Below are 14,600 nucleotides of genomic sequence, written 5' to 3'. Positions count from 1 at the left end.
ACATCTCCTGTCAGGTATCCCGCGGAGAATGGCCGCATGCGCGCCGACCGGCTCCTCTCCCTGCTCCTGCTGCTCCAGAACCGCGGCGGTATGACCGCCCCCGAACTCGCCGCGGAACTGGAGGTGTCCGTCCGCACGGTGTACCGGGACGTCGAGGCGCTCGGCGCCGCCGGAGTGCCGGTCCGTGCCGACCGGGGGCCCGCCGGTGGCTACCGCCTGATGGACGGCTACCGCACCCGGCTGACCGGCCTCACCGACGCCGAGGCCGGCTCGCTCTTCCTGGCCGGGGCGCCGGGGCCGGCCCGCGACCTGGGCCTGGGTGCGGTGGTGGCCACCGCCCGGCTGAAGCTGGAGGCCGCACTGCCCGCCGCGCTGGCCGACCGGGCCCGGCTCGTCCAGGACCGCTTCCACCTGGACGCCCCGGCCTGGTTCCGCGACGCCGACCCGGTGCCGCACCTGGCGGCGGTGGCCCGGGCGGTGTGGGAGCAGCGCACGCTGCGGGTGGAGTACCGGCGCTGGTCGGGCGAGCTGCGGCGGCGGGAGCTGCACCCGCTGGGCATCGTCCTCAAGGGGGGCATCTGGTACCTGGTCGCGGCGGCGGCCGGGAGCCCGCGCACCTACCGGGTGTCACGGCTGCTGGCGGTGGAGGAGACGGGCGCGGCCTTCGAGCGGCCGTCCGGCTTCGACCTGGCCGCCCATTGGGAGGAGTCCTCCCGCCGCCTGGAGGCCGCCCTCCACCAGGACACGGCCCGGTTGCGGATCTCGCCCCGCGCCCAGCGGCTGCTGCCCATGCAGTTCGGGGCCCCGGGGGTGCGGGCCCTGGAGGGGGCGGGGGAGCCGGACGGGGAGGGGTGGGTGGAGGTGGAGCTGTCGGTGGAGTCGCGGGCCGTGGCGGTGGGAGACCTGCTCCGGCTGGGGGCGGAGGCGGAGGTGCTCGGTCCGGCGGAGCTGCGGGCGGCGGTGGCCGAGGCGGTGGGGGTGCTCGCCGCTCGCTATGCGGAGCCCGCCCCGTCGGGCCCCGTTGTGCCGCGCCGGGAAGAACCCTCGCATCTTCTCATCTGACCTTCCGTCAGATTGAAACGTGTTCTAGTCTGCCGCGCATGGGCATCGGAATCACGCAGGAGCAGCGGGAGTTGGCCGACGCCGTGCGCGGCTGGGTGGCGCGGGCGGTGCCGCCCGAGGCGGTGCGGAAACTGCTCGACGCCCCGCCCCAGGCCGGGGCGCGGCCGGGCTACTGGGACGGCATGTGTGCGCAGGGGCTGGTGACGCCCCATCTGGAGGGCGGGACCCTGCTGGATCTGGCCGTCGTCGTGGAGGAGGCCGCCCGGGCGGCGCTGCCCGGGGCGTTCCTGCCGAGTGCGCTGGCCTCCGTACTCCTGGACCGGGCGGGGGCTGAACCTCTCGACGGGCGGGTCGGGGCGGTCGCCCTGGGGGCCGGCGGGGTCACCGCCGTCGCTGCCGAGGGGGGCGGGTGGCGGCTGGACGGCCTCGCGCCTCCCGTGCTCGGGGCCGGTGAGGCGGAGCTGGTGCTGCTCGCCGCCGAGGGGGCGGGCGGGGTCCGGTGGTTCGCGGTGGACGCCGCAGCGCTGGAGGTCCGGCCGCACGAGAGCGCCGACCCGACCCGGCCCACCGCCGAGGTCCGGGCGCACGGGGTCACCGTCCCGGCGGAGCGGCTCCTGGGGCTGGACGAGGCCCTGGTGCGGGACCTGGCCTGCGTGCTCTTCGCCGCCGACGCCTGCGGCACCGCCGCCTGGGCGGTGCACACGGCCGCCGAACACGCCAAGACCCGCGAGCAGTTCGGGCGCCCCGTCGGGCGGTTCCAGGGCGTCAAGCACCTGTGCGCCGACATGCTGGTCCGCCTCGAACAGGCCCGCGCCCTCGCCTGGGACGCCGCCAACAGCGCGACCCCGCCCCCCGGCGATGCGCCCGGCGGAACCCCCGGCGGAACCCCCGGCGAGGCCCCCGGCAGGCTCCCCGGCGAGGCCTCCGGCGCGGCCCCCGGCGAGGCGCCCGGCAGGCTCCCCGGCGAGGCCTCCGGCGAGGCCTCCGGCGAGGCCATCGGCCAGGCCCCCAGCGGTACCCCCGGTGAGACTCCTGGCCAGGCCCCCGGCGGCACCCCCGCTAGCGAGGCCCCCAGCGGTACCCCCGGCGGGGCCCCCAGCGGTACCCCCGGCCAGGCCCCCAGCGGTACCTCCGCGGAGGCCCCCAGCGGGACCCCCGGCGGAGCCCCCCGGCACGCCTCCCCCCACCCCTCCGACGTGCGCTCGCTCGTCGCCGCGCTCGCCGCCGCGACCGCCCTCGATGCCGCCTGGTCCTGCGCCAAGGACTGCATCCAGATCCTGGGCGGCATCGGCTTCACCTGGGAGCACGACGCCCACATCCACCTGCGCCGCGCCCTCGTCGCCCGCCAGCTGCTGGGCCCCGGCGACGCCCACCGCCTGCGCGCCGTACGCCTCGCCGCAGCCGGGGCCCGGCGCGAGCTGCGCCTGGAACTCCCGGCGGAGGCCGAGGCCCACCGCCCGGCCGCCCGCGCCGCCATCGGGGCCGCCCGCGGCCTCGACCCGGCGGCCGCCCGCCGGCTGCTCGCGCCCACCGGCTACGCCAACCCCCACCTCCCGCCGCCGTACGGGCGGGGCGCGGGGCCGGCCGAGCAGATCGTGATCCAGCAGGAGCTGAAGGAGGCCGGCGTCAAGGTCGCCGATCTCGGGATCGCCACCTGGATCGTGCCCTCGCTGATCGCCTTCGGCAGCGAGGAGCAGCGCGAGGCGTACGTCCTGCCCACCCTGCGCGGGGACACCACCTGGTGCCAGCTGTTCTCCGAGCCGGGCGCCGGCTCCGACCTGGCCTCCCTGCGCACCCGGGCCGACCGGACCGCAGACGGCTCCTGGAGGATCAACGGCCAGAAGGTGTGGACGAGTTCCGCCCACACCGCCGACTTCGGGATCCTGCTCGCCCGCACCGACCCGCAGGCGCCCAAGCACAAGGGGCTCGGCTACTTCGTCGTCGACATGAGGAACACCCCGGGGATCGAGATCCGCCCGCTGAAGGAGATCACCGGCGACTCCCTCTTCAACGAGGTCTGGTTCGAGGACGTCCTGCTGCCCGCCGGGGCCCTGGTGGGCGCCGCCGACGGCGGCTGGAAGGCCGCCCGCAACACCCTCGGCAACGAACGCGTCCACATGGCCGACCAGATGACCTTCGACAGCGGACTGGAGACGCTGATCGCCGCCTCCTCCGGCCTCGACGCCTCCTACGGGGCCCGGATCGGCGCGCTCGCCGCCGAAGCGCACGCGCTCGCCTGCATCGGCCTGCGCACCACCCTCCAGCAGGTGTCCGGACTGGAGCCGGGCGCGGGCGCCTCCGTCCGCAAGCTCGTACAGACCCCCCACCAGCAGCGGACCGCCGAGCTCGCGCTCGAACTGCTGGGCCCGGCCGGCGCGGTGCGGGAGGGGGCGGGGGAGCGGGCGGTGCACGGGATGCTGATGTCGCGCTGCCTGACCATCGCCGGGGGCACCACCCAGGTCCAGCTGAACGTCGTCGCCGAGCGGATCCTCGGCCTCCCCAGGGACTGACTGAAGGGCAGCATTGATGAAGTCGTACATCGTGGGCGTCGGCATGACGAAGTTCGAGAAGCCGGAGTCACGGGACTGGCAGTACTGGGACATGGTCAGGGAGGCCGGCGGCGCGGCGCTCGCCGACGCCGGCGTGGACTACGGGCTGGTGGAGCAGGTGCCGGTGGGCTACTGCTTCCAGCCCTCCACCGCCGGCCAGCGGGCGGCGTACGAACTGGGCCTGACCGGGGTCCCGGTCTACAACGTCAACAACAACTGCGCGACCGGCTCGACGGCGCTGATGATGGCCCGCCAGTTCGTGCAGGGCGGCATCAGCGACTGCGTGCTGGCGGTCGGCTTCGAGAAGATGAAGCGGGGCGCGCTCGGGGGCGGCGCCGACGGCGGGGACTTCAACACCTCGCCGGTCGCCCGGCACTACGGGATCATGGCCGCCGCGCACGGCTTCGAGATGTCCCCGCCCACCGCGCAGATCTTCGGCAACGCCGCCCGCGAGCACATGGAGCGGTACGGGACCACGCCCGCGCAGCTCGCGGCGGTCGGCGCCAAGAACCACCGGCACTCCGCGAACAACCCGAACGCGCAGTTCCAGGACGTGTACACGGTGGAGGAGGTCCTCGCCGCCAAGACCATCCACGATCCGCTGACCAAGCTCCAGTGCTCGCCCACCTCCGACGGCGCGGCCGCCGCCCTCGTCGTCTCGGAGCGGTTCGTCGTGGCGCACGGGCTGCACGACAAGGCCGTCGAGATCGTCGCGCAGGCCATGACCACGGACACCGAGGAGAGCTTCGGCGGCTCCTGCATCGACGTGGTCGGCAAGCCGATGACGGCCGCGGCCGCCCGCAGGGTCTACGAGGACTCCGGGCTCGGCATCGAGGACGTCGACGTGGTGGAGCTGCACGACTGCTTCTCGGTGAACGAACTGCTGACGTACGAGGCGCTCGGCATGTGCGCGGACGGGGCCTCCGGCAAGCTCGTCGAGAGCGGAGCCACCACCTACGGCGGCCGCTGGGTGGTCAACCCCTCGGGCGGCCTGATCTCCAAGGGCCACCCGCTGGGGGCGACGGGGCTCGCGCAGGCGGCGGAACTGGTGTGGCAGCTGCGCGGCCAGGCGGGGGCGCGGCAGGTCCCCGCCGCCCGGGTGGGCCTGGCCCACAACATCGGGCTGGGCGGGGCGGCGGTGGTAACCCTCCTGCGCCGCTGACGGCGCCGGCCCGGGCCGCCGGGCGGGCGGCACGGGCCGTGCCGGGCCTGCCGGGCGGCGCGGCCCGGCGGCGGGCGGTACGGCAAGGGCCGTACCGGCGGGGTTCCGTCTCGTCGGGCGGCGGCCTGCGGGGGCGTCAGGCGCGGACCAGGCCCGGCATCAGGCGCAGCGCGTTCTCCCGGTTCACGGCCCGGCGCAGTGCCGGGGTGAACGCCGGGTCGGCGGCCAGGGCGGGGACGGCCAGGTCCGTGACGACGGAGGCCGGGCAGGCCGGCCAGTCGCTGCCGAACAGGATCCGGCCGGGGTCGACGGTGGCGAGGAGGGTGCCGGCCGGGGAGAGCGGGCCGGCGGTGTCGTAGTAGAAGCGGTGCATGTGGTCCCGTACCGCCGCGGGCTCCACCGGCGGGTCGAAGGCGTACGCGAAGGCCTCCATCCGGGTCGCGATCTGCGGGAGGAAGCCGCCGCCGTGCGGCAGGATCACCGACAGGTTCGGGAACCGGTCGAGGGTCCGGGTACGGATCATGTTCGCGGCGGCGCGGGTGGTGTCGAGCAGGAAGTCACAGAGGAAGTTCGGCAGTCCGGGCACGGCCACCGGCCCCCCGCGCCCTCCACCAGGCCCGCCGGGGGCCCCGTGCCCGCCCGGACCGCCGGCCGCACCTGCGGGCGGGCCGCCCGGCCCCCCGGGTGCCACCGTGGGCCGTCCGCCGGCCGGGCCGTCCGGGAGGTTGTGCGGGTGGGTGTCCACGATCGCCGCGCGTTCGTCGAGTTCGGCGAAGATCCTGTCGTACGAGGGGTCACCGAGGTACACCCCGCGGTAGTTCGCCGTCACGTTGACCCCCACCGCCCCCAGCTCGTCCAGGCCGCGCCGCAGGGTCCAGGAGGAGACCTCCTCCTCGTCGAGGAACAGGGGCGCGTGGAACGCGAAGCGCCCCGGGTACGCCTCCACCACCCCGGCCGCCGCCTCCATCGTCACGGCCACCGCCTCCCGCAGCTGCGCGGCACTCTCGTACCGTGCGGGCAGCATCGGCTTCAGCACCGCCACGGCGATCCCCGTCCGGTCCATCACCGCCAGCGCGCTCTCCGCGTCCCAGCCCGCCCATGGCGGCAGCGACCGCGGGCCCACCAGCCCCTGCCGCTCCGCCCAGCGGCGCCAGTCGGGGGCGCAGAAGTGGTGGTGGACGTCGATCACACCCCCGCTCCCGTCGTCCTCCGCCCCGACCGCCGCCCCGGCCGTAGCCGCCGCGTCCCGGCGTACCGCTCCGCCGGCGGCCAGGCCGCCCGCACCGTATTCCGGCATGTGCGCATTTCCCTCTCGTCGGCCCGCGAATCGAAAACCACCGCACACCCTAGGGCGGCTCCCCGGAACCGCCGCCCGGACATTCCGCCGGGGGAGGTTTCGGCTCCGAACGGGTCAATCGGGTTTCGCCCTCGATCCGGCCCGGGAAAGGAGCCGACTGTCAATTCCGGGTTACCCGAAAGGTCTGGGCGCGTGACGACTGAACCGACTACCGCGGCGGATGGCGGTCTCGCGCTGGACGAAGCGGTGGCGGCCGCGACGAAGAGCACACCGGAATACCGGCAGTGCCCCTATCCGGTCTACCGGACCCTGCGCGAACAGGCCCCCATCGCCCGGCTCACCCCGGGCCACGGCGTGGACACGTACCTGATCACCCGCTACGAGGACGCCCACGCCATCCTCGCCGACCCCCGCATCGGCAAGGACATGCACGAGGGCATCGACCTCTACCACGCCCTGTTCGGGGACCTGTGCGAGGCGCTCGACGACAACCTGCTGTTCGCCGACCCGCCCCGGCACACCCGGCTGCGCCACATCGCCAAGACGGCCTTCACCCCGCGCCACATCCACGCCCTGCGCCCGCACATCGAGGAGCTCGCCCACGGGCTGCTCGACCGCTGCCCCACGGACCGGCCCGTCGACCTGATGCAGGCCTTCGCGCTGCCGCTGCCCGTCATGGTCATCTGCGAGCTGCTCGGCATCGTCGGGGAGGAGCGGACCGAGGTCCTCAAGTGGTTCGCCGTCGTGACGCGCTCACGGTTCAGCAAGGACCTCAAGGGAGACCTGCAAGAGGCCGAGATCTGGCTGCGTGACTACTTCGCCCGGCACATCCACCGGACCCGCCTCCAGCCCACGGACGACTTCCTGACCATGCTGGTGGAGACGCCGCACGAGGAAGAGCCGCTGACCGACGACGAACTCGTGTCGATGATCTGGGTCCTGCTCTTCGCCGGACACAAGACGACCACCCTCCAGATCGGCAATTGCGTCTTCAGCCTCCTGACCCACCCGGACCAGTTGCGGGCGATCCAGGAGAACCGGAAACTGCTGCCGCAGGCGATCGAGGAAATGCAGCGCTTCGAGGGCTCGGTGGAAACCTCCACCTTCCGGTACGCGCTGGAGGACGTCGAAATCGGCGGGACGGTCATTCCGAAGGGGGCCGTCGTGCAGATCGCCCTTTCGTCCGCGAACCGCGACCCGGAGAAATTCCCCGACCCCGACACCCTGGACTTCACCCGGGAAGGACTGCAGAGCAGCCACCTCGGCTTCGGCTACGGGGCCCACTACTGCCTGGGCGCGCCGCTGGCCCGGCTGGAGCTGGAGATCTGCCTCACGGCCCTGCTCGACCGCTTCCCCGACATGGTCCTCGCCATGCCGACGCCGGCGGAGGGGGACTGGCTCAAGGGGCCGTTCCCGGCCTTCCGCGGGCTGGAGAAGCTGCCGGTCGCACTGGACCCCTCGCGGACGGTCGACGACTGGACCGCGGGCAGCTGACCGGGGCCCGAGCCCCGAGGGGAGCCCTCCGCCGCTGACCGGCGGAGGGCTTTCATACACCCCCGCGCCCACGCCGCCCCCACGCCCACGCCGCCCCCGCCCCCACCCCTGCCCGGACAGCGGCCGGGCTGCTCAGGGCCCCGCCAGCGCCGGGTCCACCACCGTCTCGCCCGTCGACGCCCTCCGCAGGCACTCCGCCAGCTCCTCGACCGGCCCGTCCCGCAGCACCAGCCCCGCCGCGCCCGCCGCCAGGACCGCCTCCCGCAGCCCCGGGTGCGCCGACCCCGTGGCCACCAGGACCCGGCACTCCGGGTCCTCGGCCAGCAGGGCCGCCACCGTGGCGGGGTCCTCGACCAGCGCCACCGCCGGCCGCTCCGCCGGCGAGGCGACCACCTCGATGTCCGGCTGGAGCCCGAGGCGGAGCGCGAGCGGCGGGTTCGGCGGGTCCAGCAGGACGCGCAGGGAACGGGCGGGCCGGTGGGTCGCGGGCATCTCATCCACCGCCGCAGGCTACCGCCCGGCCCTCGACGTGCCGGGCAACACGCCCCGCACCACGATCATCTGACGCGAAGTCAGCAGCCTTCTTCCCAACCACGGGGGCGTGCGTTATACATTCCCTCAGCCGCTTCCTAGAACGCGTTCTAGAACCGGCTCCGCATGCGACCTCGGTGCGGCCGACGGTGCGGACGGTCGCACCGAGGTCTTCCAGAGAGCAGAAGGAGCAGCATCCGAATGCCGATCGATGCCGCCAGGGCCCTCGCCGCCGACCCCCGCCAGGGGGAGATCGGCTGGGACCACAAGGACGTCCAGCTCTACCACCTCGGCCTCGGCGCCGGCGCGTCCCTGCACGGGAACAGCCTGGCCACCGACCCCGACGAACTGCGCTACACCCTGGAGTCCAAGCTCCACGTGCTCCCCAGCTTCGCGACCGTGGCCGGCGCCGGCATGGCCATGCTCGGCGGGCTCGCCGCCCCCGGCATCGAGGTCAACCTGGCGCACGTCCTGCACGGCGGCCACTCCATCGAGCTGCACCGGCCGATCCCCGTCAAGGGCCGGGCCACCTCCTCCTCCAAGGTCGCTGCCGTCTACGACAAGGGCAAGGCGGCCGTGATCGTGCTGCGCTCCGAGGTGGCCGACGCCGACGGGCCGCTGTGGACCAGCGACGCGCAGATCTTCGTCCGCGGGGAGGGCGGCTTCGGCGGCGACCGCGGCCCCTCCGTCCGCGGCGAGCTGCCCGAACGGGCCCCCGACCGGACCGAGGAGCGGCCGATCCGCGAGGAACAGGCCCTGCTCTACCGGCTCTCCGGGGACTGGAACCCGCTCCACGCCGACCCCGAGTTCGCCAAGCTCGCCGGCTTCGACAGGCCGATCCTGCACGGCCTGTGCTCGTACGGGATGACCCTCAAGGCCGTCGTCGACACCGTCCTCGGCGGGGACGTCTCCCGGGTCCGCGCCTACCGCACCCGCTTCGCCGGCGTCGTCTTCCCCGGCGAGACCCTGCGCATCCGGATGTGGCAGGAGCCCGGCCGCGTCCTGGTCTCGGTGACCGCGGCCGAACGCGACGACGCGCCGGTCCTCGCCGACACCGTGGTCGAACACGCGTAACGCGCACAGCGCACCGAACACACACCCCCCACCCCCCGCCCCACACCGCGCACCGCGCCACCCCGCACCCGCACACGCCCAGGCACACGCCCCTAAGGAGCCGCACCGTGCGCGCAGCACTGCTGAGCGAGATAGGCCAGGACAAGCTAGAGGTCGTCGACGACATGGAAGCCGTGGGCCTGGGCCCCGGCAAGGTGCGGATCCGCATCAAGGCCACCGGCCTGTGCCACTCCGACCTCTCCGCGATGAGCGGCGTGCTGCCGCAGCCCGCGCCCTTCATCCCCGGCCACGAGGGTTCCGGGGTGATCACCGGCGTCGGCGAGGGGGTCGCCGGCCACCAGGAGGGCGACCGGGTCCTCGTCTGCTGGCTGCCGCCCTGCGGGCACTGCGCCGCCTGCAAGCGCGGCCAGGGACACCTGTGCCTGGAGAGCCTGGTCAACGCGGGCATCCCCAACTTCCGCCGGGCCGGCGGGGAGATCTTCGGCTTCGCCGCGACCGGCACCTTCGCCGAGGAGATCGTCGTCGCCGCCAACTGCGCCGTCCCGATCCCCGACGACGTGCCCTTCGACATCGCCGCCCTCATCGGCTGCGGCGTCACCACCGGACTCGGTGCGGCCATCAACACCGCGAAGGTGGAGGCGGGTTCCTCGGTCGCCGTCATCGGCTGCGGCGGCGTGGGCATCTCCGTCATCCAGGGCGCCAAGGTGCAGGGCGCGGCGCAGATCATCGCCGTCGACCCGGTGGAGTCGCGGCGCGAGGCGGCCCTGCGCTTCGGGGCGACGGAGGCGGTCGCGCCGGACGCGTTCGAGGACGCGAAGGCCCGGATCACCTCCGGCGAAGGCTTCGACTACGTCTTCGAGGTCGTCGGCAAGTCCGTCACCGCACGCACCGCCTACCAGATGACCCGGCGTGGCGGCTCGGTCGTGATCGTCGGGGCGGGGGCCCTCGACGACAACTTCCAGATCGACATGTTCTCGCTGTTCTTCGACGAGAAGAAGATCCTCCCCTCCATGTACGGGGGCGGGGACGTGCTGCGTTCCTACGCGCGCACCATCGAGCTGTGGCGGGCCGGTCGCATCGACCTGGCGGGCCTGATCACCCACCGGGTGCAGCTCGCCGAGATCAACGACGCCCTCGACCAGATGCGCACGGGCACGGCCCTGCGCACCTGCATCGAGATCTGATCCGTCCTGAGAGGAATCCGGCACATGTCACTGCCACTTGAGGGGCTCAGCGCCATCGTCACCGGCGCCGGCCGGGGGCTCGGCCGGGCCGAGGCGCTCGAACTGGCCCGGCTCGGCGCGAGCGTGGTCGTCAACGACTTCGGCCAGAGCGGCCGCGACGGCTCCGGGGAGGCCTCGTCCGCTCCGGCGGAGGAGGTCGCCGCCGAGATCCGCGCGGCGGGCGGCCAGGCGGTGGCGCACCTCGGGGACGTGGCCGACTTCGAGCAGGCGCGGGAACTGGTCGACCTGGCCGTTTCCGCCTTCGGGAAGCTGGACGTCCTGGTCAACAACGCGGGGATCCTGCGCGACCGGATGGTCTTCTCGATGTCGGAGGACGAGTGGGACTCGGTGATCCGGGTCCACCTCAAGGGCCACTTCAACACCACCCACTTCGCCTCCGCGCACTGGCGCGAGCGCTCCAAGGCGGCGGGCGGCCCGGTGTACGGGCGGATCGTCAACACCTCCTCCGAGGCCTTCCTCGGCGGTTCGGCGGGCCAGCCCAACTACGCGGCGGCCAAGGGCGGCATCGTCGGCCTGACCACCTCGACCGCCCTGGCCCTGGCCAAGTACGGGGTGACCGCCAACGCCATCTGCCCGCGCGCCCGCACCCGGATGACCGAGGACGTCTTCGCCGGCTTCCAGGTCCCGGAGGAGGGCAAGCTCGACCCGCTGGCCCCCGAGCACGTCGCCCCCCTGGTCGGCTACCTCGCCTCACCGGCGTCGGCGAAGGCCAACGGCCAGCTGTTCGTGGTGCACGGCGGAATCGTCGTGGTGATGGAACGCCCCCGGGTGGCGGCGAAGTTCGACACCGCGAAGGAGGTCTTCTCCTTCGAGGAGCTCGACTCCGTCCTCACCCCGCACTACGCCTCCCGCCCGGCGGGCGAAACCTTCGCGGCGGCAGAGGTCCTGGGCCTCAAGCACGACTAAGGCCGCCTTCCGGATCGCGCTGGTGGGGCCCGCGTCCTTGCCCCGGCGGGCCCCGGGGCCCGCCGGGGATCAGTGGTGTTCGGCGAAGCCTGCCAGGAGGGCGCGCGGGTCGAAGGTGACCCGGATCCGGGTGATCTTTCCGTCCGCCGCGTGCATCCAGTTCGCGGTCGGCGCCGGCGGGGCGATGCTGGTGCACAGGTCGAACCAGGTGATCACCTCGTCGCCCTCCGCCACCCGCACCTTCACGTCGATCCTCTCCAGCACCTGCCCGAGCCCCTTCAGCCCGGCCAGCGCCTCCTCGGTGCCCTGGGCCGTCCCCAGCGCCCCGACGAAGTCGACGTCCTCGGCCAGTAGTCCGCGCATCGTGTCGAAGTCGCCCGCCTCCCAGGCGGTGAAGTAGGTCTCGGCAAGCTCTCGTGCGGTCCTCGTCGTCGTCATGTCTCCATCCTGGTGGCCCCGCGGTCATCCGTCCAACAGATGGATCAGATGCCAGCTATCATCATTAGATATGGAGATGCACCAGCTGCGCTACTTCGCCGCCGTCGTGGACGAAGGCACCTTCACCGGCGCCGCCCACCGGCTGCACGTCAGCCAGTCCGGCGTCAGCACCCAGGTGGCCAAACTGGAACGCGAGCTGGGCCATGCCCTCTTCGACCGCTCCGGCCGTCAGGTCCGCCTCACCCCGGCGGGCGAGGCGGTCCTCCCCCTCGCCAAGAGCGCCCTCGCCACCCTCGACGCCATCCGGCACACCGCGGCCGAGTTCGCCGACGCCGTACGCGGCCGGGTCCGGCTCGGCATGGTCATGGGCTGCTCCATCCCGCCCTTCCTGGACACCCTCGCCGACCTCGGCCGCAGCCACCCCGGCATCGAACTCGGGCTGCACGAGGGGCACTCCGACGCCCTCCAGGCCCAGGTCCTCTCCGGCTCCCTCGACCTGGCCCTGATCGGGTTCGCGGGCGAGGCCGCCACGGGCCTGGAGGCGGACATCGTGACCGACGAGCCGATCGCCGCCGTCGTCCCGGCCGGGCACCCCCTCGACCGGACGGAACTGCCCCTCACCGCCCTGCGCGGCGAGAAGGTCCTCTGCCTCCCGCCGGGCACGGGCATCCGTGCCGCCTACGAGGACTCCTGCCGCCGCGCCGGCCTCGACCCGCGGGTGGACCTCGAAGCCAGCTCCCCGGCCGCACTGCTCCGCCTCGCCGAGCGCGGCGCGGGCGTCGCCGTCCTCAGCGCCTCCTCCGCCCGGGCCGCCGGCCTGCGCGCCGTCCCCCTCGCCGACGCCGCCACGCACGCACGGCTCGGCCTCGTCACCCGCCCCGACCAGCACTCCCCGGCCGTCCGCCTCCTGCGCACCAGACTCCTGGCCGCACTGCGAGCCGGCTGAACCGCCCTATCCCAGGAAGGCGAGCGCCCCGCGCAGGTCCTCGGGCCCACGGAAGTGGACGCCCGTCATCCCGAGCGCGACGGCGGCCTCCACGTTCTCCCGCCGGTCGTCCACGAACAGGCAGCGCTCCGGGGCGGCGCCCGCCCGGCCGGCGGCGATCGCGTAGATCTCCGGGTCGGGCTTGGCCACCCCTTCCAGGGCGCTGTTGACCACGTGGTCCGCGAGGTCCTCCAGCCCCATCGCCGCCAGGTCCTCGTCCAGGTCCAGGGCCGCGTTGGTCACCAGCACCAGGGAGAGTCCGGCCTCGCGCGCCCCGCGCAGCGCGCGGACCACGGCCTCGTCGGCCTCGAACGGGGACAGGGCGAGGGCGTCGGCCAGCTCCCGCGCCCGCTGCCCGGGCAGCGGGGCCTCGGCACCGAGCCGGTCGGCGACCGACTCCGCCCACTGCTCCTTGGTGACCTGCCCGAGCACCAGCGGGTCGCCCTGGTCCGGGCGGAACGCCACCGCCGCCGTCGCCCCCTCCGGGAGCCCGGCCGCGCGTTCCAGCTCGGCCAGCCGGGAGGAGTCGTAGAACCGGATGACGTTGTCGACGTCGCACAGGACCGCGTCGAAGGGCCTGGCCGTACCGGGGGCTGTCGAAAGGGTCATGCCCCTTCCCTATCACGCCACTTCGTACGGGCATCAGCCCAGCGGTGCCTCCCGCAGCGGTACCGGACGGGCGGCCGGCTTCGGCGGCGGGTCCACGTGCACGGGCGGCGGCGGGGCGGCCGGCTGGCTCAGCCCGACGGTCCCGCAGGGGACCTCCGGGGTGGAGTACGGCAGCCGCAGCCGGCCCTCCGGGGTCCACAGGCCGGTGCCGAGCCAGCCCTCCGGGGCGCCGAGCCGGAACACGTACCGGTCGGCCGGACGCCACAGGGCGAGGCCCGCCCCACCGCCCGCGCCCCCGCCGACGCGCAGCGCGACCCCGCAGGTCTCCGGCATCAGGATCTGGCCCGGCTGCACCGCGAAGGGGTGGGCGTCCTCCAGCCGCAGGCACTCCGGGAAGCGGACCGGGCGCGCGCTGCCCAGCACCCCCCAGCCGAGCCGCGGCTCGCCCGGGGCGTCCGAGCGGATCAGCAGCAGCCCGCTGTCCGGGGCCGCCATCAGCAGCCGGTCGTCACTGCCCTCGGCGATCTGCAGCAGCGGGGTGACCACCCCGCCCCGGGTCAGGTCCACGGCCACCGCCTTGACCCGCCCGTCCGTCTCCCGGTCCAGCGACAGCAGCCGGCCCGCGCGGTCCAGCCAGACCCCGCCGGAGCAGCGGCCCGGCAGCACGGCGGCCCGCCGCGGCCCGTCGGAGCCGTGCCCGGCCACCTGCCAGACGGTGGTCTCCTCGTCCCCCACCGCCAGGGCGTAGGCCGCGCTCCCGTCGGGGCAGGGCGGCAGCAGCCGGACCCGCAGCCCCTCCTCGGCGTCGATCCCGCCGAGCCGGAGCTCCCCGGTCCGCGGTCCGGCGCCGGAGCCCGCGGCGCGGGGGCCCGTGTACGTGCCCGAGGGGTAGAGCAGGGCGAACGCGTGCCGGTCGGCGACCCGGCGGTGGATCAGCACCCGCCCGTCGGCCAGCGGCAGCACCTCGCTGTCGGCCTCCTCCGGCTGCGCGAGCGGCAGCGGCACCGCGTACGGCTCGGGCCCGTCGAGCGTCCACCGCTCGGGATAGCGGGCCTCCCCCTCCCCGGCCAGCCGCGCGGCGTACGCCCCGTCGGTGGTGATCGTGAGGGGGGCGCTCGTGGTCATCTCGGTGGCACAGACAGTCATCCGGCCGTCACCTCCGGGGAGGAACCTAGGTTTCGTGCTTCCGACCGGACAACACGACCGCGCATGCTTCACACGTACGGGTGGCACCACCGCGGTTCTCCCG

13 protein-coding genes are annotated in these 14,600 nt (G+C 74.3%); 8 read left to right on the top strand and 5 right to left on the bottom strand.

Going from position 1 to position 14,600, the window contains the following annotated elements; all coding sequences use genetic code 11:
* Positions 1-36 precede the first annotated feature (36 nt).
* The 3 genes from BX286_RS12145 to BX286_RS12135 are packed head-to-tail and all read left to right on the top strand — an operon-like array spanning position 37 to position 4,773.
* Positions 37-1,062 carry a YafY family protein gene (locus tag BX286_RS12145; RefSeq protein WP_100863723.1) on the top strand — a complete coding sequence of 342 codons (1,026 nt, stop codon included), beginning with the start codon at positions 37-39 and terminating at the stop codon, positions 1,060-1,062.
* Between the two features lie 38 nt (positions 1,063-1,100).
* A complete protein-coding gene (locus BX286_RS12140; RefSeq protein ID WP_121014961.1) occupies positions 1,101-3,572 on the top strand; it encodes an acyl-CoA dehydrogenase in 2,472 nt (823 codons plus the stop codon).
* 16 nt (positions 3,573-3,588) lie between these two features.
* Positions 3,589-4,773 (top strand): lipid-transfer protein, encoded by a 1,185-nt coding sequence (locus BX286_RS12135; RefSeq protein WP_079426516.1) that lies wholly within the window; start codon positions 3,589-3,591, stop codon positions 4,771-4,773.
* Between the two features lie 136 nt (positions 4,774-4,909).
* On the opposite strand, the gene BX286_RS12130 is transcribed toward BX286_RS12135, so the two are convergent.
* The gene (locus BX286_RS12130; protein WP_121014960.1) at positions 4,910-6,070 is read right to left on the bottom strand and encodes an amidohydrolase family protein; all 1,161 of its coding nucleotides are present in this window, start codon (positions 6,068-6,070) and stop codon (positions 4,910-4,912) included.
* Between the two features lie 192 nt (positions 6,071-6,262).
* Between BX286_RS12130 and BX286_RS12125 the strand changes: the two genes are divergently transcribed.
* Positions 6,263-7,564: a cytochrome P450 gene (locus BX286_RS12125; RefSeq protein ID WP_079426512.1), complete on the top strand. Its 1,302-nt coding sequence runs from the start codon at positions 6,263-6,265 to the stop codon at positions 7,562-7,564.
* Between the two features lie 132 nt (positions 7,565-7,696).
* On the opposite strand, the gene BX286_RS36525 is transcribed toward BX286_RS12125, so the two are convergent.
* Positions 7,697-8,056 carry a DNA-binding response regulator gene (locus tag BX286_RS36525; protein ID WP_261993627.1) on the bottom strand — a complete coding sequence of 120 codons (360 nt, stop codon included), beginning with the start codon at positions 8,054-8,056 and terminating at the stop codon, positions 7,697-7,699.
* Between the two features lie 240 nt (positions 8,057-8,296).
* Here BX286_RS36525 and BX286_RS12110 point away from each other — a divergent pair, with 240 nt between their 5' ends.
* The 3 genes from BX286_RS12110 (at position 8,297) to BX286_RS12100 (ending at position 11,319) form a co-directional block, all read left to right on the top strand.
* Positions 8,297-9,169, top strand: a complete 873-nt coding sequence (locus tag BX286_RS12110; RefSeq protein ID WP_079426510.1) for a MaoC/PaaZ C-terminal domain-containing protein — start codon at positions 8,297-8,299, stop codon at positions 9,167-9,169.
* 107 nt (positions 9,170-9,276) lie between these two features.
* Positions 9,277-10,353: a Zn-dependent alcohol dehydrogenase gene (locus BX286_RS12105; protein WP_079426508.1), complete on the top strand. Its 1,077-nt coding sequence runs from the start codon at positions 9,277-9,279 to the stop codon at positions 10,351-10,353.
* 24 nt (positions 10,354-10,377) lie between these two features.
* A complete protein-coding gene (locus BX286_RS12100) occupies positions 10,378-11,319 on the top strand; it encodes a 3-oxoacyl-ACP reductase (RefSeq protein ID WP_121014957.1) in 942 nt (313 codons plus the stop codon).
* 69 nt (positions 11,320-11,388) lie between these two features.
* Here the strand turns inward: BX286_RS12100 and BX286_RS12095 are convergent, their stop codons facing one another.
* The gene (locus BX286_RS12095; protein WP_079426504.1) at positions 11,389-11,757 is read right to left on the bottom strand and encodes a nuclear transport factor 2 family protein; all 369 of its coding nucleotides are present in this window, start codon (positions 11,755-11,757) and stop codon (positions 11,389-11,391) included.
* A gap of 70 nt (positions 11,758-11,827) precedes the next feature.
* Here BX286_RS12095 and BX286_RS12090 point away from each other — a divergent pair, with 70 nt between their 5' ends.
* Positions 11,828-12,703 (top strand): LysR family transcriptional regulator, encoded by an 876-nt coding sequence (locus tag BX286_RS12090; RefSeq protein WP_079426502.1) that lies wholly within the window; start codon positions 11,828-11,830, stop codon positions 12,701-12,703.
* A gap of 6 nt (positions 12,704-12,709) precedes the next feature.
* Here BX286_RS12090 and BX286_RS12085 read toward each other — a convergent pair whose 3' ends face one another.
* The gene (locus tag BX286_RS12085) at positions 12,710-13,351 is read right to left on the bottom strand and encodes an HAD-IA family hydrolase (RefSeq protein WP_100863730.1); all 642 of its coding nucleotides are present in this window, start codon (positions 13,349-13,351) and stop codon (positions 12,710-12,712) included.
* Between the two features lie 33 nt (positions 13,352-13,384).
* Entirely contained in the window at positions 13,385-14,497 is a 1,113-nt protein-coding gene (locus tag BX286_RS12080) for a hypothetical protein (RefSeq protein WP_187344123.1), read from the bottom strand.
* Positions 14,498-14,600: the final 103 nt, after the last annotated feature.

The sequence above is a fragment of the Streptomyces sp. 3211.6 genome (genome assembly GCF_003634815.1).
In the GTDB taxonomy this organism is placed as follows: domain Bacteria; phylum Actinomycetota; class Actinomycetes; order Streptomycetales; family Streptomycetaceae; genus Streptomyces; species Streptomyces katrae_A.
The sequence above is the reverse complement of the archived record's forward strand: the minus strand, read 5'-3'. Positions and strand labels throughout refer to the sequence as shown.

Bases quoted from the DNA above. Each gene is read 5' to 3' on its own strand.
- BX286_RS12080 (WP_187344123.1), bottom strand. From the start codon at position 14,497: ATGACTGTCTGTGCCACCGAGATGACCACGAGCGCCCCCCTCACGATC.
- BX286_RS12140 (WP_121014961.1), top strand. From the start codon at position 1,101: ATGGGCATCGGAATCACGCAGGAGCAGCGGGAGTTGGCCGACGCCGTG.
- BX286_RS36525 (WP_261993627.1), bottom strand. From the start codon at position 8,056: ATGCCCGCGACCCACCGGCCCGCCCGTTCCCTGCGCGTCCTGCTGGAC.
- BX286_RS12085 (WP_100863730.1), bottom strand. From the start codon at position 13,351: ATGACCCTTTCGACAGCCCCCGGTACGGCCAGGCCCTTCGACGCGGTC.
- BX286_RS12130 (WP_121014960.1), bottom strand. From the start codon at position 6,070: ATGCCGGAATACGGTGCGGGCGGCCTGGCCGCCGGCGGAGCGGTACGC.
- BX286_RS12100 (WP_121014957.1), top strand. From the start codon at position 10,378: ATGTCACTGCCACTTGAGGGGCTCAGCGCCATCGTCACCGGCGCCGGC.
- BX286_RS12110 (WP_079426510.1), top strand. From the start codon at position 8,297: ATGCCGATCGATGCCGCCAGGGCCCTCGCCGCCGACCCCCGCCAGGGG.
- BX286_RS12095 (WP_079426504.1), bottom strand. From the start codon at position 11,757: ATGACGACGACGAGGACCGCACGAGAGCTTGCCGAGACCTACTTCACC.
- BX286_RS12145 (WP_100863723.1), top strand. From the start codon at position 37: ATGCGCGCCGACCGGCTCCTCTCCCTGCTCCTGCTGCTCCAGAACCGC.
- BX286_RS12090 (WP_079426502.1), top strand. From the start codon at position 11,828: ATGGAGATGCACCAGCTGCGCTACTTCGCCGCCGTCGTGGACGAAGGC.
- BX286_RS12135 (WP_079426516.1), top strand. From the start codon at position 3,589: ATGAAGTCGTACATCGTGGGCGTCGGCATGACGAAGTTCGAGAAGCCG.